Genomic DNA, 22,365 nt, shown 5'->3' with positions numbered 1-22,365 from the left:
CAAGTAGGCGTGAAAGACTCTGTGAGGAACTGCCGGCCGGCATCCGTTCTTCGCAAAGGAGTGGGAACTATGGGCGAAGCAGCCTGGATGAAGGCCCGCTGTTGCTGAGGGCCCGCCGCCGCGCGCAGTGGCTGGACGAAATCCGGACGCAGCTCTGGCCGCTTCCGGCGTTGGCTGTTGCCTTGGCCGTCCTGATGGGGACTGTGCTGCCTGCGGTCGATGCTTCAGTTGACGGGCAGCTGCCTGAAAGCGTGGCAGTTTTTCTCTTCAGCGGAGGGCCGGAGGCCGCCAGATCAGTCCTGCAGGCCATTTCCGGGTCTCTGATTACGGTGACGTCGTTGACCTTTTCGCTGACTGTGGTCACCCTGCAGCTTGCCAGCAGCCAGTTTTCGCCCCGGCTGCTGCGGACGTTCATCTCGGACAGGTTTGTCCACGGGACCCTGGCCCTCTTCCTGGCTGCCTTTGCCTTCGCCTTGACCGTCCTGCGGAGCGTCCGCGAAGAAGGGAACGGAAACGCTTCCTTCGTACCGGAAATCTCCGTGACCGTTGCTTTCGTGCTCGCCATAGCCAGTGTCATCGGGCTCGTGCTCTTCCTGGCACATCTCACCCGTGAAATCCGAGTGGAAACCATGCTGCGGAGGGTCAACGTTGAAACCCAGGAAACCATCGGCCGGGTTTTCCCCGAGGACCGGGCCTCCCTTGGGCCCGCGCCGGTCCCCGGGCCCGGCAGTTATGTCATCGAGTCCACGTCCTCAGGCTTTCTGACCTCTATTGATGTAACCGCACTGAAGGAGGCTGCGGAAGAATCCGGAGCCGTGCTGCGCATCGACCGGGAGCCGGGCAGCTCCCTGGTGCAGGGCGTTCCCTTCGCTACCGCCTGGCCCGTGGCAACGGGCATGACATTCACGCCCGCAGTCCGGGAAAAGCTGGCCAAGGCCGCCAACGCTGCTGTGGCGACCGGGTTTGAACGCACCAACGTCCAGGACGTCGGATTCGGGTTCCGCCAGCTGGTTGATGTCGCCGTACGTGCCCTCTCGCCGGGGATCAACGATCCAACCACTGCCGTTCACGTGATCGGGCACCTCGCCGTCCTGCTGTGCAGGCTGGCGGTGGTAAACCTTGGGCCCGAACAGCTGACGGACAAAGAGGGGCGGGTCAGGGTGGTGCTTTCCCTCCCGGCGCTCCGCGATTTCCTCGATCTGGCCATGAACCAGCCGCGGCAGTACGGAGCCGCAGATTCGGCTGTCGCGGGCCGCCTCCTTGGACTCCTCCTGGAGCTTGCCTGGTGCGACCGGAAGGGGGAGTACCGCGCGGAGATCTCAGACCACCTGTGCCGCATGCGCCTGGCGATCGGGAAGGCCGATTATTTGCAGTCCGAACGGAAGATCCTGCTTGATCAGGCCGACGCCGTGGCCGCGCGGGTTGGCGCGCAAGAGTAATGCATTCGTGACGAACATGCCGGAGGCCTGAGGTTAGGCTGATAAGACGCTGTCCATCAGGAAGTGGGAATGTCCACGCAGAGTGCGTCTTCATCAGGAATCCTTCGCGGCGTCACCACGCTGCGAAGCGCCTTTGTGTGGCTCCTGCTGACTCTCGTGCTGACCGGAGCCGCCTCCTACACTCACGGCAGCCGCTATCAACTCGTTCCCGGCCACAGCCAGTATCAGTCAACGGGTGAACGGTGCGTTGAGGAAGTGCCTGCCCCGGCGGAAAGCGCACCCGCTCCTGATGAGGTTCCAGCCCCGGTGTCCCAGGCTGTCAGCGCGGTCCACGAGGTGGGCCCTTCCATCGAACCTGTCGCTCTGGAGCAAGACTCCGAACGGCGCCATGCTCCTCGCGGCGAACCCGCTCCCGTGCGGACCAGTGCAGTGGATCCGCCGTCCTTGACCCACCGCCTGCCCGGGGACTGGATGCTTTCCAGCGCGGTGCCTCCGGAGCCGGATCTGCCGGGCCTGACCGCTGTTGAACTTTCCATCAGCAGGACGTAAAAGCGGCTTTTGTTCCGCTTTGCTGACCCCTGCTTATTTGACCTGGAAAGAGAAACCAATGACACATGTACAGTCCATGCTGGACGCTTACCCTCAGGACCTGGGGAGCATCAATAAGGAAAAGCTCGTGGAATGCGCGCAGCACGCCTCGATGCACCGCCCTTGCAACGTGTGCGCCGAAGCCTGCAGACGGTGTGAGCAGGCATGCGCCGAACTCCTCGCCTCGCTGGGCTGAGCAGGGAGGCGGCGGAGATGACACATTCACAGATGTCCCGGGCAGCCCGTGCACGGCACAAGGAACTGCTAAAGGGTGCAGCGCGGGGGAGCCACTCAGAGGATCCGCTACTGCGCCGGATGCTCGCATCACACATGCATTGCGGTGAGCCCATGCAGCTGCTACGTATGGATCCGGCGCGGCCGGATGAAGGGTATGCAGGAAGGAACGACGGCGGCCCGCTGACTTACCGGTGCGCGTGCGGGTTCAGCTTCGATCAACGCCAGGACTGACCCGGGCCGTGGCAGACGGGTCCGCAGCCACACGCGTGGCATCCCGGAGGCACTGGCGGGCGGAGGAGGCAGGACATGAAGGCGGTGGTTGTCGGGGCAGGCATTGCGGGCCTCGTCGCCGCCCGCCAGCTGGGTGCTGCCGGCTGGGACGTCGAGGTGCTCGAGAAATCGGCCGCTCCGCGCCCTGACGGTTACATGATGGACTTTTTCGGCCCGGGCGTGGAGGCGGCAGAACGGATCGGTCTCTTTCCACGGCTCGCGGCGGTGGCCTACCGCGTCGAGGCACTTGAGTATGTTGATGCAGCCGGGCGCCCCACGTCCAGCCTCGACTACGGCCAGTTCGCCCGGCTTGCCGGCGGGAAGGTCCTGAGCCTGCTGCGGCCCGATCTGGAACGGGCAGCCCTTGCTGCGCTTGAGGACGTGGCCCCGGGCCGTGTGCGGGTGCGCTACGGGGCGCGGGTGACCCAGATATGGGGTGATGGTGACGGCGTGCGGGTGGCCATCAACGGCTCAACGGAGGTGACGTTCGCCGCGGACGTCCTCATCGGTGCTGACGGCATCCATTCCGGAGTGCGCGCACAGGTCTTCGGTCCCGAAGAGGAATTCCTGCGCCCCATGGGGATGCGCGCTGCGGCGTTCATCGTCTCCGAGCCGGTCCTGAATGCCCGTTTCCGGAACCGGTTCGTTCTCACCGACAGCATCGGCAGGATGGCCGGGCTCTACAGCCTCCGCACGGATGAGGTAGCGGCATTCCTGGTCTACAGGGATGTCGCGGGCGGACCGGGCCACCTGCCGGCCGGGAGTCCGCGGGCGCGGCTGCGCCGGGAGTTCGCCGGACTCGGCCAAGCTATAGACCGGGTGCTTGGCCTGTGCCCGGAGCACCCGTATGACGACGTCGTGGCGCAGATTGTCATGCCCCGCTGGCAGCGTGGACGGACCGTTCTCGTGGGGGACGCGGGTGGGGCCGTCTCGCTCCTCGCGGGCCAGGGAGGCTCGCTCGCAATCGCGGGTGCCGCGCTGTTGGGGGACCTCCTGGGAGCCGTCGCCTCACCCGGGGAGATCAGCCCGGCGCTCGCCGAGTTCGAGCGGCGGTGGCGGCCTGTGGTGGAGGAGGCCCAAGCAGCCGGGAGGCGCGCCGCGGCATCCTTCCTCCCGGCCAACCGGACCCAGCGCCTCCTGCGTCGGTGGATCATACGGGCCACCCATCTGCCGGGGATCGACCGGTTGGTGGCCCGGCAGATCGTGGGGAGGATCGCCAAATAGACCATTGCCGCACCCGGCGCCGGTGCGCCGCTGGCCAAACGGCGCCGCCCGCAAAACGTGCGTCCCCGGGCCTCTTCCTTGACGCTTCCAGCGGCTTCCACATATCCTGAACGAACGGTCGGTAAATAATTCAGTCCACGATGACCGTGCATAGGAGCAATCATGGAAGCCACCGCCCTGAGCGATGCCGAAGGCCAGGCCAACTTTGACCGTGTGATCGCCGATGATTCACGGATCGAGCCCAAAGACTGGATGCCGCCGGCCTACCGCAAGACCCTCTTGCGCCAGATCTCCCAGCATGCCCACTCGGAGATCATCGGCATGCAGCCGGAGGCCAACTGGATTTCCCGCGCGCCGAGCCTGAAGCGCAAGGCCATCCTCATGGCCAAGGTCCAGGACGAGGCCGGCCACGGGCTGTACCTGTACTCCGCCGCGGAAACGCTCGGCCAGAGCCGCGACGACATGATGGACGCCCTCATCGCCGGCAAGGCCCGCTACTCGTCCATCTTCAATTACCCCGCCCGCACCTGGGCGGACATGGGCGCCATAGGCTGGATGGTGGACGGCGCCGCCATCGCCAACCAGGTGCCGCTGTGCCGCGCCTCCTACGGCCCCTACGGCCGGGCCATGGTCCGGGTCTGCAAGGAAGAATCCTTCCACCAGCGTCAGGGCTTCGAGATCCTGCTGGAACTCGCCAACGGCACCCCGGAGCAGCGCGAGATGGCGCAGGACGCCGTGAACCGCTGGTACGCCCCCGCCCTGATGATGTTCGGCCCGCCGGATGACGATTCGCCCAACTCCAAGCAGTCCATGGCCTGGAACATCAAGCGCTTCAGCAACGATGAACTCCGCCACCGGTTCGTGGGCATGATGGCCGAGCAGGTCAAGGTTCTGGGCCTCAAGCTTCCGGATGACCAGATCCGCTTCAACGAAGAGACCAAGAAGTGGGAGCACGGCCCGCTGGACTGGGACGAGTTCCACGAGGTCCTGGCCGGCCGCGGTCCCTGCAACGCCCAGCGGCTGGAACGCCGGCGGGAAGCGCACGACGACGGCGCCTGGGTCCGCGAGGCAGCGGCTGCGTACGCAGACAAACAGCGGGCAAAACAGTCAATGGAGACGAAGGAATACGCAGCATGAGCCCCCACGGCAACCCGGAAGTCCCGGCCAGCTCGGCCACCGAAATCAACCGCGAGGCAGAAAAGGTTTCAGCAGGCCCGGCCGCGGAAACCCATGCCGGCCACCGCCAGGGCTGGGGCCTGTGGGAGGTCTTTGTCCGGTCCAGCCGCGGCCTGAGCCACGTCCACGCCGGTTCCCTGCACGCGCCGGACGCCGCCATGGCCCTGCGCAACGCCCGCGATCTCTACACCCGCCGCAATGAGGGCGTGTCCATCTGGGTAGTCCCGGCCGATGCCATCGCCGCCAGCGATCCTGACTCCAAGGGTGCCTTCTTCGAATCTCCGCAGGGCAAGGACTACCGCCACGCCACCTACTACACCAAGAGCGAAGGGGTGAAGCACCTGTGATCCCCGAAGCAACAGAGACGCACGGCCACGGCGATATCTCCACCGGCATGGCCGGCGGCGACAGCAACGCCAGCGCCACCCGCATCACCCCCGGCAACGCCCTGCGCCCCGAGGACATCGCCTTGGAGGTCCGCACCGGCCTGGCCCGGCCCAGCGAGGACGTGGCCGAGTTTGCCCTGCGCGTGGGCGATGACGCCCTGATTCTGGCCCAGCGGCTGGGCCACTGGATTTCCCGTGCACCCGAGCTGGAGGAGGACGTGGCCCTGGGCAACATCGCCCTGGACCAGCTGGGCCACGCCCGCTCCTTCCTCACCTACGCCGGCGGCGCCTGGGACAAGACCGAGGACGAACTGGCGTACTTCCGCCGCGAGCACGAGTTCCGGTCCATCCAAATCTTCGAGCAGCCCAACGGCGATTTCGCCGCCACCATCGCGCGGCAGTTCGTGGTGAGCTACTACCAGTTCGCGCTGTACAGCAGGCTGACCAAGTCCACCGATGCCACCCTGGCCGCGATCGCCGCCAAGGCCGTGAAGGAAGTGGACTACCACCGGGACCACAGTGCCCAGTGGGTCCTCCGCCTGGCCGGCGGCACGGACGAGTCCCGCCGCCGGATGATGCATGGCCTGAAATTGATGTGGCCATACGTCGAAGAGCTCTTCCGGGACGACGAACTGACCACCCGCCTGGCGGAAACAGGCGCAGCCGTCCGGCCGTCATCACTACGCGCAGAGTTTGACCGCTTGACCGGCGAGATCCTCACCGAAGCCGAGCTGGACGTCCCGGACGTGCCCCCGGCACCCGGCGGCGGCCGCAAGGGCGAACACTCCGAACACCTCGGCTACATCCTCGCCGAGATGCAGGTGCTGGCCCGCGAACACCCCGGAGCAAGCTGGTGACCGCCATGTACATTTCGGACTTCGAAACCCGGACCCGGACGCCACGGCAAACGGCGTGGGACATCGCGGCCACCGTGGTTGATCCGGAGATCCCGGTGCTCACCATCGCGGATCTGGGGATTTTGCGGAAGGTCGACGTCGGCGCGGACGGAAGCGTCCGGGTCACCATCACGCCCACCTACTCTGGCTGCCCGGCCATGGATGCCATCCGCGACGACCTCAAGGCCGCGTTCGCCAAGGAAGGGTACTCCCAAGTGGAGGTTGACCTGGTGCTGGCCCCGGCCTGGACCACGGACTGGATGACCGAGTCAGGGAAGGCCAAGCTCAACGAGTACGGCATCGCCCCGCCCACGGGCAAATCCGACGCCGCACGCCATGCCGGCCCCATCCGCCTGAAGATGGCCGTGAAGTGCCCGCAGTGCTCGTCCCTGAACACCAAGGAACTCACCCGCTTCGGTTCCACCTCCTGCAAGGCGCTGTACGTCTGCCAGGACTGCAAGGAACCGTTCGATTACTTCAAAGTCCTGTAAGGAAGCCCCCATGCCTGTTGTCCGCCAGACCGCCGCCGAGACGGCGCAGGCCACCGGCCGCCGTCGTCCGTCCTTCCACACCCTCACCGTGGGGGAGGTGCGCCGGCTCACCGAGGATGCCATCGAGGTCACCTTCGCGGTCCCGCCGGAGCTCGCCGGCCAGTTCGACTACCTGCCCGGGCAGTACGTGGCCCTGCGCACCACACTGCCGGACGAGACCGGCGAGCCGCACGAGGTGCGCCGCAGCTACTCCATCTGCGCCGAGCCGCGCAGCTTCCCGGACGGCAGCAGCGAGATCCGGGTGGCCGTGAAGAAGGACCTGGGCGGGCTGTTCTCCACCTGGGCCAACTCCGAGCTGAAGGCCGGGGACACCCTGGAGGTCATGAGCCCCATGGGTGCGTTTGTGTCCAAGCACGGCCGCGACGGCAAGCCGGTGGACCAGAACGTCATGAACTCCATGAACCATCCGGAGGACCTGGCGGGGGAGCCGGGCAGCTTTGTGGCCATCGCGGCGGGTTCCGGCATCACCCCGGTGATCGCGATCGCACGCACGCTGCTGGCCGCCAGCCCGGAGACCCGGTTCGACCTGATCTACGCCAACAAGGCCGCCATGGACGTGATGTTCCTGGAGGAACTGGCGGACCTGAAGGACAAGTACCCGCAGCGCCTGGCCATCCACCACGTGCTGTCCCGCGAGCAGCGGATCGCACCACTGCTCTCCGGCCGGATCGACGCCGAGAAGCTCCAGCAGCTGCTGGGCACCGCCATCCACGCGGACGATGTGGACGAGTGGTTCCTGTGCGGGCCGTTCGAGCTGGTGCAGCTGTGCCGTGACACCCTGGCCGAGCGCGGCGTGAAGCCGGAGCATGTCCGCTTCGAGCTGTTCACCTCCGGCAAGCCGGACCGCCCCGAGGGCAACGCCGGCCGTCCCGTGCTGGTGGACGAGTCCAAAGAGACGTACAAGATCACGTTCAAGCTGGACGGCCTGCAGGGCGAGGTGGCCAGCCCCACCCACGCCCGCGAATCCATCCTCAACGCCGCACTGCGGGTCCGGCCGGACGTGCCGTTCGCGTGCGCCGGGGGAGTCTGCGGCACCTGCCGGGCCAAGCTGGTCACCGGCACCGTGAACATGGACGAAAACTATGCGCTGGAGCAGGATGAACTCGACAAGGGGTACGTGCTGACCTGCCAGAGCCACCCCACCAGCAAGGAAGTCACCGTTGACTTCGACGTCTAAGAAGATTCCTTCGCCCAAGAACAAGGAGCCCCATGATTTCCCTCTCCATCACCAACGGCGTGGCCGAAGTGGTCCTGAACGCCCCGCACAAACTGAACTCACTCGACGAGCAGGGGCTAGCGGATTTAACCCAGGCGTACGACGACGCCGCTGCCGCCGCCTCGCGCGGTGAGGTCCGGGCACTGCTGCTCAGGGGAGAGGGACGGGCCTTCTGCGCGGGCCGGGACATCCAGAACGTCACGCCGGAGAGCGATGACGCCGAGGCGTACTTGGCAGGCCTTGTGCAGCCGCTGCTGCAGAAGATGGCAGCATTCCCCGCCCCGACCTTTGCAGCAGCTCAGGGAGCGTGTCTGGGCGTGGGGCTGGGCCTGCTGCTGGCCACCGACGTGGTGTACGTGGCGGAGAACGCGAAGTTCGGCTCGCCGTTCGCGAAGCTGGGGGCCACGCTGGACTCGGGTGGGCACTGGTACTTCACGGAGCGGCTGGGCATGCACCGGACGCTGGACCTGATCTACACGGCCGAGCTGATCTCCGGGGCAGAGGCTGTGGCGCAGGGGATGTTCAGCCGGGCCATGCCCGCAGATGAACTTCTGGACAACACCCGGGCAATTGTGTCGAAGGTAGCCACCGGGGCAACGGGTGCCTTCAGAGCAAGCAAGGAGCTGGTGGCGCACATCCGCGACCAGCGGCTGGGCCTGTGGACGGCCATGACGGAAGAGAACGCCGAGCAGGCCCGGCTCTGCAAAACGGACGACTATGCCGAGGGCTTCCGGGCCTTCCAGGAAAAACGTGAGCCAAAATTTACGGGGTAGAAATTGCTATCTGTGGTGCCTGATTTGTAGGGTTCACCTATGACAACGGGGAAATCGATAACCAAGGCCGTCATTCCTGCTGCCGGACTGGGAACTCGCTTCCTGCCCGCCACCAAGGCGATGCCGAAGGAAATGCTGCCGGTGGTTGACCGTCCGGCCATCCAGTACGTGGTGGAGGAAGCCGTCAATGCGGGCCTGACCGATCTGCTGATGATCACCGGCCGCAACAAGCGTGCCCTCGAGGACCATTTCGACCGGGAACCCGGTTTGGAGCAGGCGCTCGAGAAGAAGGGCGATCAGGGCCGCCTGGACCTGGTGCGCGAGGCGTCCGAGCTGGGCCCCATCCACTACGTCCGCCAGGGCGAAGCCAAGGGCCTGGGCCACGCTGTGCTCTGCGCCGCGCAGCACGTGGGCAACGAGCCGTTCGCAGTCCTGCTGGGTGACGACCTCATTGACGAGGCCGAAACCCTGCTCAGCACCATGATGGACGTACAGCAGAAGACGGGCGGCTCGGTCATCGCCCTGATCGAGCTGGATCCCTCCGAGATCAGTGCCTACGGCTGCGCGGACATCTCGGCCATCGACGGCGAGGACTACGTCCGCGTGAACAGCCTGGTGGAAAAGCCCGCTCCGGGCGAGGCTCCGTCCAACCTGGCCGTCATCGGCCGGTACGTCCTGCACCCGTCGGTGTTCGGCGTCCTGGAGAACACCGAGCCCGGCCGCGGCGGGGAAATCCAGCTCACCGATGCGCTGCAGACCCTCGCTGCCGGCGAAGGCGAAGGCTCCGGCGTGTTCGGCGTGGTGTTCAAGGGGCGCCGTTACGACACTGGCGACAAGCTGAGCTACCTCAAAGCTGTCATCACCTTGGCGTCCGAGCGCGTTGAGTTCGGCGAGGACCTGAAGACCTGGATGAAGGCCTTCGTGGGCTAGTCCCAGCTGAATAAGTGACGGAAGGCCCGATGCAAGTTGCATCGGGCCTTCCGTCATTCAGTCTGACAAAGGAACATCAGCGCTGCACGAGCTCGCGCTCCCCGGCGGCAAGGCTTACGCCCTCCGAGAGAAGTTCGAGCAAGTAGCTGCCATAGCCGCTCTTTGCGAGGGGTTCGGCCCGCTGCCGAAGTTCATCATCAGACAGGAAGCCCAGCCGCCAGGCGATTTCTTCGGGGCATCCGATGGACAAGCCCTGGCGATGCTGGACTGTCCGGACGAATTCCGAAGCGTCATTCAGGTCATTAAATGTTCCGGTATCCAGCCATGCAGTCCCGCGGGGAAGGATCTCCACCTGAAGCTTGCCGCGTTCCAAATAGACCCGGTTTACGTCGGTGATCTCGAGTTCGCCCCGCGGTGAGGGCTTGAGGTCGCGGGCAATTTCCACCACGTCATTGTCGTAGAAATAGAGTCCGGGAACGGCGTAATGGCTTTTCGGCTTGGCTGGCTTTTCTTCCAGCGAAATTGCCTTTCCTTCGGAATCGAATTCGACAACTCCATACGCAGACGGCTCTGCAACCCAGTATCCGAAGACGGCGCCACCATCGATGTTCCCGAAGCGGCGCAGTTGGGTACCCAGGCCCTGGCCGTAAAAGATGTTGTCGCCCAGGACCAGGGCCACGGGGCCATCGCCGATGTGCTCCGCGCCTAGTACGAAGGCCTGGGCGAGGCCATCCGGGGAAGGCTGCTGGGTGTAGGTGAGGTTCACGCCGAAGCGACTTCCGTCCCCAAGGAGGCGTTGGAACTGATCAGCGTCCTGCTGGGTGGTGATGATGAGGATGTCCCGGATCCCCGCGAGCATTAGGGTAGACAGCGGGTAGTAGATCATTGGCTTGTCGTACACCGGAACCAGTTGCTTGCTGATTCCAAGAGTAATTGGATGAAGACGTGAACCGGTTCCCCCGGCGAGGATTATTCCGCGCATAAGAACATTTTCGCCTGTGTTATAAATTCAACCAAATCATGTCGCTGTGAAACGATGAAGGTATGCAAAACTTCTTGGTTACCGGCGGCGCCGGCTTTATTGGTTCCAATTTTGTCCATTACGTGCTGGAAAACACGGATAACCACGTCACGGTGCTGGACAAGCTGACTTATGCGGGCAACCTCGCGTCCCTTGAGGGTCTGCCCGAGGACCGCTTCCGGTTTGTCCAGGGTGATATTGCTGACGCCGCCGTGGTTGACGGTCTCGTGGCTGACTGCGATGTGGTTGTTCATTACGCGGCAGAGTCGCACAATGACAACTCGCTGCACGACCCGCGGCCCTTCCTGGACACAAACATCATCGGCACCTACACGCTGATTGAAGCAGCCAGGAAGCACGGCAAGCGTTTCCACCACATCTCCACCGATGAGGTCTACGGCGATCTTGAGCTCGATGACCCTGAGCGGTTCACGGAGCAGACACCGTACAACCCGTCCAGCCCGTACTCCTCGACGAAAGCAGGCTCGGACCTGCTGGTCCGTGCCTGGGTGCGGTCCTTCGGCCTGCAGGCCACCATCAGCAACTGCTCGAACAACTACGGCCCCTACCAGCACGTGGAGAAGTTCATTCCGCGCCAGATCACCAACGTGATCGACGGGATCCGCCCCAAGCTATACGGCAAGGGCGAGAACGTCCGCGACTGGATCCACGCGAACGACCATTCCTCAGCGGTGCTTGCCATCATTGCCAAGGGCCGGATCGGTGAGACGTATCTGATTGGTGCCGACGGGGAGAAGAACAACAAGGACGTCGTGGAACTGATCCTGAAGCACATGGACCAGTCAGCAGATGCCTACGACCACGTGGTGGACCGTCCCGGCCATGACCTGCGCTACGCGATTGACTCCACCAAGCTCCGGGACGAGCTGGGCTGGGAACCGAAGTTTTCGAACTTCGACGCCGGCATCGAGGACACCATCGCCTGGTACCGCAACAATGAGAACTGGTGGCGGCCCCAGAAGGCCCAGACAGAGGCCAAGTACAGGGAACAAGGCCAGTAGACGACGGAACCAACGTCTTGGGGCTTATTAAGGGTACCGCCGACTGACGGAGGCCTTTGCTCGCCTCTGATTGGCGATGGCGAGTCCGGCACCTATTACGGCACCGCAGGTGTTTGTGACAAGATCCAACGGACTTGCGAAGCGGTGGTGAAGAAACAACAGCTGGCCCAGTTCCATGACCCCGGAGACAAGCAGTCCAAAAGAACCGATTTGCCACCAGCGCTTCTCGACGAAGGCTAGCGAGGCAACTAGGCCCATTGGGATAAAGAGCAAGACGTTGGCCGAAGCCTCTACAAATTTGTAGTTTAGCCAAGCGGGAATTCCGTGGGCGTGGAGAAATCTCAGAAGGCTAGCTAGCTTACCCTGCAGGGGCTGATCTACCGGAACGGGCCAAAAAGCCACGAGCGCCAGAGGTACGAGCATGGTAACGAGGACAGCCCCCCAAAGCCTGTGAATTTTCAGGCGTTTCAACGTGCTTTCAGGCTGTTCGCAAAAGTGCCAGTACTGCCGTTCCAAGCGCGACGACGGTCAACAGTCCCAGGATGACATATGGGACGGTCTGACGGCCGGGCAAGGGTGCAGAGTAGTCGAACTGCCCCGGTGTTCTGCGCCAATGTCTCCCCATAGCTCTAATTGATACCACATGTCATAACAGCAGAGGGTGGGTGGTTCTCCAGTCTCCTGGAGGACCACCCACCCTCGTTGGTGCTTGTGGGTGTTGCGGTTACGCTGCTGCCTCAGTCTTGGCGCGACGGCGGGCTACAACAACGGAAGCTGCGCCGGCGGCAAGCGCGCCAGCTCCAACCAGGGTCCAGAGAACCAAGCCCGAGTCCGCACCCGTGTTGGCGAGGCCGGCACCGCCACCCGTGGTGGCCAGCGGTGCGCCACCGCTGTTGGCCAACGACGCGGCGACAGTAACCGTGACGGGACCCACGGTGACGCCGGAGGTGTTACCAGTTGCGGTAATGGAGTAGGTGCCGGCTTCGTTTAATGCAAGCGGAACGGACACCTTGCCCTGGGCGTCTGCCGTTCCGCTGACGGTAATCGGTGCTTGGAAGACAGGGATCTTGGTAGAGACAGCGGTGCCGCCAGTATTAGCGGCGCCGGAAGCGATCAGAGTGATGGAGATGGTGACCGTTTCCCCGGCAAAGAAGCCCTGTGCCGTGAAGACGAACTCCTCACCAGGAGCTACGGTAGCGTCATCGACGCCTGCTGCCGGCGCGGCTGGCGGGTAGGTAGCAGCCATTGCCGGTGCTGTGCCGACGAGTGCGAGTGAACCTGCAAGAGCGAGTGCTGCGAGTGTTTTTTTCATCGTTGTCCCCCCGGAGACGTTTAAGTTTTGATGTACCCGAATTGAGGAGGTTTCCTCACCGCACGAGACCTGTGCAGAAATGCCGGATAGATATCCCAAAAAAGACCGTACCATCTGGGTCGCTGCCTGAGCAATCTCAATCCAGTCGGTTTACATAGTGTTAACACGACGTCTATGTGGCAGGCGAACATTCAGCAACTTGTGTGGGCTGAATCACATCGTTTACATTCTGAACTGTCGGAGTGACAGTCACATTAGGTTCCGTGTGTTGAACGATCTTCCCGAAAGCAAATTCCACTGTCTTGCTTTCGCCCGGGGCCAGTCGAACTGCCAGGACCCCTACCGGCCTGTTGGCATGCAGGTACGGAGCAAAGTCCGTATTCTTACCGTCCAGCTTGGCGGTCTCTACGTGTGCCTGGACAGGCCCGTAGGCAACGATATTAGTTTGCACCGATCCTGCGGGTATTCCGAAGATGCCGTTTCCTGTGACGTAGGCTGGCAAGGACGTCGCAGCGTTGGCTGGTGCCGTGTTGGTGCTGGTAATGCGAACTGTCGTCTGCTCGTAGCCCTCACTAGGGCACTCCTTGACCAACTGGACCGTGCGCTTGACGTAATAGTCCATCTTCGCGCCGGTGCTGTCATTGAAGTAGACACCAAATTGTGCAGGCGAAATGCTCGGCCCCACAATTGCTCCGCTGAGAGCGTACTCGGCAATGACGGACTGTTCCACCGGCAGCCCAGACCAGATCAGAACGCGGCTTTCAGCGGCACCGCGTGCGAGCCCATCAATTAGGCCTTTCGTATTTCCCCTTCCATCCGCCAACGCTGCGAAAATTTCCTGTGCAACGCCGGCGAAGTAGACGTCTTGAAGGACCGGTCGCTCGATTTTTGCATAAACGTCTGAAAGTAACGTCTCAACGACATTGGCACCGGTCAGTTCTGTCGGTAGGCCTGCAGATGCGAGAGCGATGAGCTCTGTGTCGGTAATCCTCACAGGGCCTGTGGCGTCCAAAATGTAACCCAATGCGACAGGGTCGATGGAGATAACGCCGTCAACATGCTGTCCCGTCTTCGTCTCCCACATTGCTTGGGCTGCGTTGGCCGCCGTAGGGAAGTCGGGGGTCAAATTTACGTCCTGGACATACTTTCCTATGCGTGTTGAATAGATTTGAACTTGTTCTGCTTCTACACGCAAAGGCGGTGACATCACTCCTAACTCTCCAGCGCTGCTTTGCTCCCCCAGCGTCAGCTTGCCTTCATTAAGGGACAGAACTGCTAGGGCTCCTGGTATACCACCAGATGCACGGGCCTCGGCGTTGTTCTGAATCATGAGTAGATACGTACGACTACCGTTGGCTCCCAACATCCCCGGAGCGATCGCGGCAGCATTCGCCGATGTGTCCAGTACCTTTGTAACTTCACCTAGGCGATCTCTAGCCTCTGTCAATGGAGCGGACACCAGTGGCAACAAAGTTCTAGTATCTATTCTCTCTAATCTTTCGGCCGAGACTCTTACTGCAAGAGCCGCAGCGGAAACGCTAGGTGCGGCGTCCTGGAGGGGCGACAAGTCGGTCCCAGCGCTACTGGGAAGAATACTGTCCCAACTAAGCGATCCGAATACCTTGACCAGTGGGGTGACGCCATGTGTAGCAACGTCGTCAGCAGATCGTGCGACCTCTGCCACGGCACTGAAATTGTCGCCGAGGCCCGGAATCGCAGAAGCCAGAGTCCAGAGTGGATCCTCGGCCGCTTCCCGAGCCGTCGCTGTGTGGGCTCGCAGTTCCATTGCCGTCAAATGGGCCTCATGTGGCGCGTTGTTAGCGAGGCTTCCTTCTAATGCGGGGATTAATTGCGCTGCGGCCTCGAGTTCGGACCTAATGGACATGGCTCGGAAATTAAGCCATCCCGCGCAAGCCACTCCCACCGTCGCTGCTGCAACTAGACTCATTGCCGCGACTCGAATTCGTGCGCGACGTTTGCTAGTCCGGGTATATTCACGTGTATGTACGGCGTCGCTGACGCTTGAGTTCATTTGGTTTGATTTATTCATTACGACGCTTCCTTCTCCAAATGGAGCCCGTTGTGAACACCGTCTGGCATCAGTAGGCGCCCGAGCTATGGACGACGGCCCTCGCGGTCTTTAAGAGGATCACCACATCGCCGGCCAGAGACCAGTTCTCCACATAGTAGAGATCTAGCCGCACGGAGTCTTTCCAGGAAAGGTCGGAGCGCCCGCTTATTTGCCAAAGGCCAGTTAGGCCAGGTTTCACGAGTAAGCGACGGCGTACATCCCTTTCATATCCGGCTACCTCCTTGGGCAGGGGAGGGCGTGGACCGACCAAGCTCATGGAACCCGCAAAAACGTTTGCGAGTTGGGGTAGCTCATCTATGCTGTAGCGGCGCAAAATCTTCCCGAGGGGAGTGATTCTAGGGTCGTCCTTGATCTTGAAGAGCACTCCGTTGCCTTCATTTTCCGCTTCTAGCTCCGAAAGTCGTTGCTCGGCGTTGACAACCATGGAGCGGAATTTCAACATCTGGAAATGCCGGCCTTGGATTCCCACGCGCTCTTGGCGGAATAGGATGGGGCCTTGGCTCGTAATTTTCACTGCAAGCCCGGCGACGACGAAAACGGGTGCTGTCAGGAGTAGTAGGATGCTCGCCGCCAACACATCGAAAAGCCTCTTGGCGACACGCTGCCCACCTTCCAATGTAGGCGTGGTGACATGAATCAGCGGCAGGCCAGCGACTTGCTGGGTATGGATTCGCGGCCCAGCGATGTCGGTGAGCGCTGGGGCCATAATGAGGCCTATGTTCTTTGAAGCTAATGCCCAACCCAAGTGCCTCAAGGTTTGAGGATGCAATTGGACCCCAGCGGATACGGCTACAGCGTCAGCGCCACACTGCTCAATTGCTTCTAAGATAGCGCTGGTGTCGGCTTGATGGCCCAGGACGCGGAGGCCGGATTCCGGCTCAATAGTCATTGAAGGGTCACCGCGCGGCATGTATGCGGCCACTGGAAGGTACCCGGCGTGCCGTGCCTCAAAGAGCGAAGATGCGAGATGGGCCACCGCCCCAGGACCGCCGAGTACCAACAAACGGGACATGCTACTGCCGCCCTGCCGGTTGACATTCAAATGCTGTCGGAGCAACCACCTCGCCAGCAGAAGACCAATGAGGCCAACAGGGAGTGCAATGCCTACGAATCCTCGCGCGGTGTCTATACGCAAAACGTATGAAAAAATTGCCACGAGGCCGAACAGCCAAAGCGATGCGGCGGCAACGCGCTTGTATTCATCAGAGCCCGAACCCAAAATTCGGCTCTGTCGGCTGTTCCAGGCCCCGAGCATGAGCCACCAAGCGGCACAGAGCGCCGCGGATAACCACAAATAGCTGCCCTCATACCCAGGCTGGACGGAACTGGCCTCGAACCCGAATCTGATGACGTAAGCGCCGGCTACTGCCCAAATAATTACGAAAGCGTCCACGAAGCTCAAAGCTCGCGATGTCCTTGCCCGCCAATCCACCAACGACCCCCAATAAAAATTCCATATCGCCAGCCGCGAGATCTCCGGGGGTCATGCTACAACTCCCCTGGGTCATGTCGTTAATGTGTCGGCGAAACTCCGAGTGTTTGCCGGAGCACCGGGTTGGGGTTGGGGACTGACGGAGTGCTTCCGAGCGGCCCAGAAAAACGTGGCAGGAAAACCACAAGAGCGCCCAAAGTCGTGCTCCAGCGCGCCAGCGAAGCATCGACATCCTCCGTCTCCGAAGCTCGGCCTCACTCAGGTGTAGGTGATAACGTCGATGGCGGCACTGACTGGGGTCGATTGGCGTGCGAGTGTAGGGGCAAGGTTATGGGGCGTTCCGTGAGCATTATTGGTACCCGAGGGTATCCCAGCTACTACGGCGGATTTGAGACAGCAGTTCGAAAGCTGGCACCGTATTTGGCGGACCAAGGATGGGCGGTGTCGGTGTACGGTCGTCCCGGAGGGCGGCAACATGATTCCTCTGCAGATGCGCGGATTCGGGTCCTATCCACACCGGGACTTGAGTATAAGTCTCTCAGTACCCTTACTTATGGACTGACTGCGTGCCTTCATGCGATGCGAGAAAAACCAGACGTTGCGCTTGTAATGAACGTGGCGAATGGATTTTGGCTACCCCTTTTGATGCTGCGGCGTATACCCACAGTTGTCAACGTAGATGGGATCGAATGGGAGCGAGCTAAATGGGGCCGTTTAGCCAAGACGGTATTCAAAGTCGGCGCCCGGCTAACCGCCCGTTTCGGGAACGTTCTCATTGCAGATTCTGTCGAAATTCAGCGACGGTGGGAGACGGAGTTCTCGCGATCCAGTGTTTTCATTCCCTATGGCGGAGATGCCGCGGACAATTCCTTCGCTTCGCAAGATCCATTTCCAAAGCGTAGGTATATTCTCGCAGTCGCAAGGTTTGTCCCAGAAAACACTATCCCTGAATTCCTCGAGGCAGTCCGCCAAGTAGCCGCTGATTACGAGGTTGTCATCGTAGGGTCGTCAGGATATGGGGGGCCATTAGAGCTTGCTGTGAAAGCCCTGACTGAGGAGTTCCCAAAAGTTCACTGGCTGGGGCATGTGGCCGATGATCGCCGGCTCCTCGCACTATGGAAAAATTGCGGAGTTTACTTTCATGGACACAGCGTTGGTGGGACGAACCCCGCACTGGTTCAGGCTATGGCCAACGGTGCTCCCATAGTTGCGCGCGACACTGTCTATAACCGTGAAGTTCTATCTGATAGTGGCGAGTTTTGTTCGCCCGATGTCGACAGCATTGCGACTGCACTGCGGAGGGTTATGACATCTCCAACCCTCCAAGAGCAACTTTCGATCGCAGCGATTCACAGAGTTGCGGAAGGCTACACTTGGGAAGCCGTCTGCCGCGCCTATGAGGGTGAACTGTCTGCGCTGCGCCCGGCGTCCGAATTGACTATTCGATGACACCCAGATTTCTCCGTTTTGAGGGTATCCCGCCCCGGGCAAATACCGTAGCCACCGCACAAACGCTCGCTCGTGCTTCTGTGATGGTCCTTAGGGGCTTGTCTGTTAGGCCATTTTTTCGGGCATCATCCGGCCCGCTATTGGTGGGGCGAGGCGTTCGCCTGAGCAACCCTCAAGGTATTTCGCACCAAGGGCGCCTTATTATCGAAGATTTTGCACACGTCCAGGGCCTCGCAACGTACGGTGTTAACTTTGGAAAAGACGTCTCGGTAGGGAGCGGGACCATGATTCGTCCATCAAGCAACTACGGAGGCGAAGTGGGCGCAGGACTATGGGTCGGCGACAGGTCTAGCTTCGGGCCGAACTGCTTTATTGGATGTTCTGGAGATATTCGCATAGGTGACGATGTAATGCTCGGCCCAGGTGTCAGGCTTTTCTCGGAGAACCACATCTATGACGACCTAAACGAAACAATTAAAAAGCAAGGGGTAAGGCGCGAGTTCCTAAAAATAGGGAACAACGTTTGGATTGGGAGTGGCGTCACGGTTACGGCTGGAGTGAGTATCGGGAATGGTGTGGTTGTGGCAGCGGGCAGCGTTGTCACTCGCGACGTCCCCGACAACGCAATAGTAGGCGGTGTCCCAGCGCGGCTAATTCGGCTGCGGACTGGCGATTAGACCCACTGCGACTGGGCGGCCAATAACCCCAATCGATCCACTTTCCTCGAATTAATTACGGAGATCATTCTTGGCCAAGATAGTCATATTGCATCCCTCTGACGAACTATACGGCGCCGATAAGGTATTGATGGAGGTTGTTGGAGCTCTTCAAGCCGAACACGACGTGCAAGTCTGGCTACCGAAAGACGTCACTTACCCTCAGGCGAAACTCAGTTCGAGACTAATTTCGCTGGGAGTTTCTGTCCTGTTTGTGGACCTTCCGGTACTTCGCAGCAGTTACCGTAGTGCTAAGTTCTTGCCCACTCTTATTGCGCGTTGTTTTAGTACTTGGAAGAAGCTTCGGGAGGCAAAGGGAGACGTTGCATATATCAACACGGCGGCTTTGGCCCCTGTCACGTTAGTTGCTAAGGCCGCCCGGTATCGTACAGTCCTTCACCTACATGAGGATCTTGGCTCGGCAGTAAAGCGCATTGTGGTCCTGCCTCTCGTGTCATGTTCAGACAGTGTCGTGGCGGTTAGCAGCGCCGTTCGGAGAAGACTGCCACGGTCGGCTCAAGGAAAAATTAGCACCATCCACAACGGATTTGACCTGGCTAAGCACGAGACGCCACCAATCGGACCGCCAAAAATATTCCTGTTGTCGAGCCGATGGAACTCGTGGAAAGGCCACAGAGAGTTCCTTGGAGCGTGGGAACAAGCCAACCTATCCGATGCGCGGCTCGTAATTTTGGGAGCCCCGCCTGAGGTGGGACAAGCGGTCGATGTGGCCGGTATAGTCGCCTCGATGACAACTTCATCGTCAATTGATCTGGTAGGTGAGACGTCCAACATAGACGTTTATTTGGCCGCTTGCCATGTTGTCGTAGTCCCAAGTGTTCTGCCTGATCCACTTCCCACAATTGCCATTGAAGCCTTAGCCGCTGGCCGTCCGGTCATGGCTAGCAATATCGGGGGCCTCCCTGAAATAATTGACCATGGAGTGACCGGCTGGTTGATTGATCCTACAGACACCAACGCTTGGGTTGCGGCCTTAATGCAGGCCAATAGTGGGTCGGGAAATGAGCTTTCCGCGAACTCACGTGATGTTTTTGAGGATAGGTTTAGCCTGGTTCGATTTAGATCAGAGATCAGCAGCTTGGTTGGGAGTCTTTCGGATGATTAACTCTTCAGAATGTGTGGTAACAGCATGAAAACAGTCAGCGTCATTGTTGTTACTTACAACAGCGCCAATTTACTAACGCAGTGCGTGGAAAGTCTCCGAAGCTCCGAGTGCATTTCCGAGGTCATAATCTGGGATAACGATTCGAAGGATTCACCAGCGCTGATAGTTACAAAATTAGTTGAAGCTGGAAATTATTCTTTCGATATAACTTTGCACGAATGCGACGCCAATATTGGGTTTGCGAAGGCTGTTAATAGTGCTGCAGACTTAACCAGTGGAGATTACCTACTGCTGCTTAACCCTGATTGTTTAATCGACGGCGGCGGAGTCGACAAGCTTGTGCATCAATTGCAAATCGACTCCAGCATCGGTGTAATAGCGCCCAGCATTACACACCCTTCTGGGCGCTTGCGTGTGAAGTCCGCAGGATTTGAACCAACTGCTTCGAACATGCTTTCGCAGGCTCTTGGGTTGCCTCAATTTTCGTCGCTGTCTAAGGGCTTTAACCTTTACTCCAAGGGAGAGACCGGGACGTCAACTGAGGTTGATTGGGTGTCCGGAGCCTGCCTACTTATGCGAGCGGATCGATGGCGACAGCTGGAAGGTCTATCTGAACGATGGTTCATGTATGCCGAAGATATTGAACTATGTCGCAGGCTTCGTGCAGAAGGGTTGCGAGTGGTGCATTATGGCGGTGTCCATTCTTCGCATTTAGTTGGGGCATCGAGCGAGGGCGAGGCTGGTCCTGCCTGGAGTCTCTGGCTCGAAAACTTGTACGATTATTACCTCGTTAACCTAAATAGGGGATTTTTCGATAAGCAACTTTGGAAGTGCGCGATGATGTTTACTTTTCTGAGTCGAGCATTGGGGTATCGTCTGAAGGCCCTCGCGGCCGGGCCTAGTTCAGTCAACTGGGCACAAGAGTCCTCAAAGTTTTTGGACTATGCGCGAGCAACGACAAAGCTTCCATAGATGTCTTCAACGGACAGTGTGTCGGAAATGATGGCATGACTCATGGATCAGCTGCCGTCGAGAGGTGGGGTTTCTCGAAGGGATATATTCAGAACCTACGCCGGGGTAATTGCGGTTGGGGCTTCGTCTGGGTTTCTTGCATCAAAAACTACGACGGAGTCATCGGTCGGGGCCGTAGTTGAGTCTGCGCGTGTAGATTCTGTCTTGCATGATTTGGTGTCGGATCCCCAAAGCGACCTCTCGTCTGCCCTAAGAGCAAACTTTGCGGCTGTAGGTTCAACGAACGTGTTCGACCGCATGCAAATGTTCGCCGCAACAGAGCCGCAGGCTCTTGATTACTCAGGAACCGTGCGTATTCCTGAATCCGCGGAGGATGCGCAGGCAACATACGTTTATAGAGCCGCCGCCGCCATAGAGTTTGTTGGTGGCTCAAATGGGCTAAGAGGAGACGATGTTTCGTCCAATCAAGCCAATTCAGGTGGCGCCTCGTTTGGCAACGTTCATGCGACGTTTGTCGAACATGATGGTGGATTCAAGGGTAAGGGGTCAATCCACGGTTACTACCACCGGGGAGTATTGGGGGAGAATTCGGAGGGCGCATACGGGGAGCTCGGGGGTGCTGTCTTCGAAGTCACCAATAGAAGGCCGGGCGGACTTGTGGAAGCGGCAGAATTGAAGGTCAACATTAAGACCGCAGGTCGATCAGCAGCATTAGTTTCTGTCCTGGACGCTGGCGTCGACTCCGGGCAGTATTGGAGCAGGGGTCATTGGATTGTCTCTTCGGGGTCTGAAAAGGCTGACGAGGCCATCCTCATCTCTGGATCCGGAGGCTGGAAAGATTATCTGTCCGTGACGGATTCGGAAGGGGGCCAGGTATTTCGTGTTGACGGGTCGGGGGCGCTGCGGCTGGGTGAGGCATCTGTTGTTCCACGTGGGAACGGGTTCGTTTTGAGTGGTTCACTGGAAGCCATGAGTGTGACTGTAACGGAAGCCGTCAGCTCGCCCGCCTTGATTAGTTCGGTTGATTCCGGGCAAAAGTTGACCTTTGGCTCAGGAGATCCAAATGGAGTCGTTGTGGCCGCGCCGGGCTCGTTGTTCCTCAGCGCTAGTGGTGGTATTCGGCGCACCTTATGGGCCAAGGAATCGGGCACCGGAAGTGATGGATGGGTGGGGAAATAATGAAGCCGGAAGCAATTCTTGCGATCATAGGAGACTTGTACACGCAAGTCGCGGAGCTTCAGCGCGAAAACGCGGTATTGAGGAACGAATTGCAGCGTCTGGAGTCACATGACCCCGAGTAGCGAAAGTTTCCAAACTCCTTAGGCCCACGTTAGGCTCACGCATTTGGGTTTGAGTCTTTTTGGGGAAAAACGCCTACCTGTGGTATTGGCTAGCGCTGCAGTGGTGGGCTGCTCCCGGAATCCCGCGTGGCGGTTTTCTGGCTTGTATCTCTTAAGGGCGGCTTGTATCTCTTAAGTACCCCTGTTGACGTGGGGTGGTCGTCGTTTACGGTGGCCTTGGGAGGGGCCGGGGTGGT

The 22,365-nt window shown here is 60.2% G+C and carries 21 protein-coding genes and 1 pseudogene; 17 read left to right on the top strand and 5 right to left on the bottom strand.

All coding sequences use genetic code 11. From position 1 onward, the window contains the following. Positions 1–101: 101 nt before the first annotated feature. From ACP7AX_RS18520 to galU, 11 genes and pseudogenes are all read left to right on the top strand, one after another. Entirely contained in the window at positions 102–1,439 is a 1,338-nt protein-coding gene (locus tag ACP7AX_RS18520) for a DUF2254 domain-containing protein (RefSeq protein WP_426228571.1), read from the top strand. A 69-nt stretch (positions 1,440–1,508) separates the two neighbouring features. After that, positions 1,509–1,988, top strand: a complete 480-nt coding sequence (locus tag ACP7AX_RS18515) for a hypothetical protein (protein WP_426228570.1) — start codon at positions 1,509–1,511, stop codon at positions 1,986–1,988. Between the two features lie 130 nt (positions 1,989–2,118). Then, a pseudogene (locus ACP7AX_RS18510) lies at positions 2,119–2,223 on the top strand (four-helix bundle copper-binding protein); the annotation flags it as partial. Positions 2,224–2,570: 347 nt separating this feature from the next. Then, positions 2,571–3,758 (top strand): FAD-dependent monooxygenase, encoded by a 1,188-nt coding sequence (locus ACP7AX_RS18505; RefSeq protein WP_426228569.1) that lies wholly within the window; start codon positions 2,571–2,573, stop codon positions 3,756–3,758. Positions 3,759–3,920: 162 nt separating this feature from the next. Further along, positions 3,921–4,895, top strand: coding sequence for a 1,2-phenylacetyl-CoA epoxidase subunit PaaA (gene paaA, locus ACP7AX_RS18500; protein ID WP_426228568.1), 975 nt, complete (start codon positions 3,921–3,923; stop codon positions 4,893–4,895). Then, on the top strand, positions 4,892–5,281 hold the full coding sequence (gene paaB / locus ACP7AX_RS18495) for a 1,2-phenylacetyl-CoA epoxidase subunit PaaB (protein WP_131683750.1): 390 nt from the start codon (positions 4,892–4,894) through the stop codon (positions 5,279–5,281). Before paaA ends, paaB begins: the two co-directional genes overlap by 4 nt. A 47-nt stretch (positions 5,282–5,328) precedes the next feature. Continuing rightward, positions 5,329–6,177, top strand: a complete 849-nt coding sequence (gene paaC, locus ACP7AX_RS18490) for a 1,2-phenylacetyl-CoA epoxidase subunit PaaC (protein ID WP_426228605.1) — start codon at positions 5,329–5,331, stop codon at positions 6,175–6,177. 5 nt (positions 6,178–6,182) lie between these two features. Beyond that, a complete protein-coding gene (gene paaD, locus ACP7AX_RS18485; RefSeq protein WP_426228602.1) occupies positions 6,183–6,707 on the top strand; it encodes a 1,2-phenylacetyl-CoA epoxidase subunit PaaD in 525 nt (174 codons plus the stop codon). Between the two features lie 10 nt (positions 6,708–6,717). Further along, complete coding sequence (gene paaE, locus ACP7AX_RS18480) at positions 6,718–7,944, top strand: 1,2-phenylacetyl-CoA epoxidase subunit PaaE (protein ID WP_426228567.1); 1,227 nt, start codon at positions 6,718–6,720, stop codon at positions 7,942–7,944. A 32-nt stretch (positions 7,945–7,976) separates the two neighbouring features. Then, positions 7,977–8,756, top strand: a complete 780-nt coding sequence (locus ACP7AX_RS18475; protein ID WP_426228565.1) for an enoyl-CoA hydratase/isomerase family protein — start codon at positions 7,977–7,979, stop codon at positions 8,754–8,756. A gap of 39 nt (positions 8,757–8,795) precedes the next feature. Beyond that, positions 8,796–9,686 (top strand): UTP--glucose-1-phosphate uridylyltransferase GalU, encoded by an 891-nt coding sequence (gene galU / locus ACP7AX_RS18470; protein WP_426228563.1) that lies wholly within the window; start codon positions 8,796–8,798, stop codon positions 9,684–9,686. A gap of 76 nt (positions 9,687–9,762) precedes the next feature. Here galU and rfbA read toward each other — a convergent pair whose 3' ends face one another. Further along, the gene (gene rfbA / locus ACP7AX_RS18465; protein WP_426228561.1) at positions 9,763–10,668 is read right to left on the bottom strand and encodes a glucose-1-phosphate thymidylyltransferase RfbA; all 906 of its coding nucleotides are present in this window, start codon (positions 10,666–10,668) and stop codon (positions 9,763–9,765) included. Positions 10,669–10,730: 62 nt separating this feature from the next. Here rfbA and rfbB point away from each other — a divergent pair, with 62 nt between their 5' ends. Further along, positions 10,731–11,729 (top strand): dTDP-glucose 4,6-dehydratase, encoded by a 999-nt coding sequence (gene rfbB, locus ACP7AX_RS18460; RefSeq protein WP_426228559.1) that lies wholly within the window; start codon positions 10,731–10,733, stop codon positions 11,727–11,729. Positions 11,730–11,756: 27 nt separating this feature from the next. Here rfbB and ACP7AX_RS18455 read toward each other — a convergent pair whose 3' ends face one another. From ACP7AX_RS18455 to ACP7AX_RS18440, 4 genes are all read right to left on the bottom strand, one after another. After that, positions 11,757–12,152, bottom strand: coding sequence for a VanZ family protein (locus ACP7AX_RS18455; RefSeq protein WP_426228557.1), 396 nt, complete (start codon positions 12,150–12,152; stop codon positions 11,757–11,759). Positions 12,153–12,453: 301 nt separating this feature from the next. Next, positions 12,454–13,041 carry an LPXTG cell wall anchor domain-containing protein gene (locus tag ACP7AX_RS18450; protein WP_426228555.1) on the bottom strand — a complete coding sequence of 196 codons (588 nt, stop codon included), beginning with the start codon at positions 13,039–13,041 and terminating at the stop codon, positions 12,454–12,456. A 172-nt stretch (positions 13,042–13,213) separates the two neighbouring features. Next, the gene (locus tag ACP7AX_RS18445) at positions 13,214–14,407 is read right to left on the bottom strand and encodes a DUF4012 domain-containing protein (protein ID WP_426228600.1); all 1,194 of its coding nucleotides are present in this window, start codon (positions 14,405–14,407) and stop codon (positions 13,214–13,216) included. Positions 14,408–15,140: 733 nt separating this feature from the next. Beyond that, entirely contained in the window at positions 15,141–16,526 is a 1,386-nt protein-coding gene (locus ACP7AX_RS18440) for a sugar transferase (protein WP_426228598.1), read from the bottom strand. A gap of 369 nt (positions 16,527–16,895) precedes the next feature. On the opposite strand from ACP7AX_RS18440, the gene ACP7AX_RS18435 reads away from it, so the two are divergent. The 5 genes from ACP7AX_RS18435 to ACP7AX_RS18415 all read left to right on the top strand — a co-directional run bounded on the left by ACP7AX_RS18435 (position 16,896) and on the right by ACP7AX_RS18415 (position 22,007). Beyond that, the gene (locus ACP7AX_RS18435) at positions 16,896–18,014 is read left to right on the top strand and encodes a glycosyltransferase (protein ID WP_426228553.1); all 1,119 of its coding nucleotides are present in this window, start codon (positions 16,896–16,898) and stop codon (positions 18,012–18,014) included. Beyond that, positions 18,011–18,691, top strand: a complete 681-nt coding sequence (locus ACP7AX_RS18430) for an acyltransferase (RefSeq protein ID WP_426228551.1) — start codon at positions 18,011–18,013, stop codon at positions 18,689–18,691. Before ACP7AX_RS18435 ends, ACP7AX_RS18430 begins: the two co-directional genes overlap by 4 nt. A gap of 70 nt (positions 18,692–18,761) precedes the next feature. Continuing rightward, positions 18,762–19,856 (top strand): glycosyltransferase family 4 protein, encoded by a 1,095-nt coding sequence (locus ACP7AX_RS18425; RefSeq protein ID WP_426228549.1) that lies wholly within the window; start codon positions 18,762–18,764, stop codon positions 19,854–19,856. A 24-nt stretch (positions 19,857–19,880) separates the two neighbouring features. After that, positions 19,881–20,828 (top strand): glycosyltransferase family 2 protein, encoded by a 948-nt coding sequence (locus ACP7AX_RS18420; RefSeq protein ID WP_426228547.1) that lies wholly within the window; start codon positions 19,881–19,883, stop codon positions 20,826–20,828. A gap of 285 nt (positions 20,829–21,113) precedes the next feature. Next, positions 21,114–22,007, top strand: a complete 894-nt coding sequence (locus ACP7AX_RS18415; protein WP_426228545.1) for a hypothetical protein — start codon at positions 21,114–21,116, stop codon at positions 22,005–22,007. Positions 22,008–22,365: the final 358 nt, after the last annotated feature.

It is taken from the genome of Pseudarthrobacter sp. DSP2-3-2b1 (assembly GCF_049895945.1).
Lineage (GTDB): Bacteria > Actinomycetota > Actinomycetes > Actinomycetales > Micrococcaceae > Arthrobacter.
This window is presented reverse-complemented; position numbering and strand designations above follow the sequence as displayed.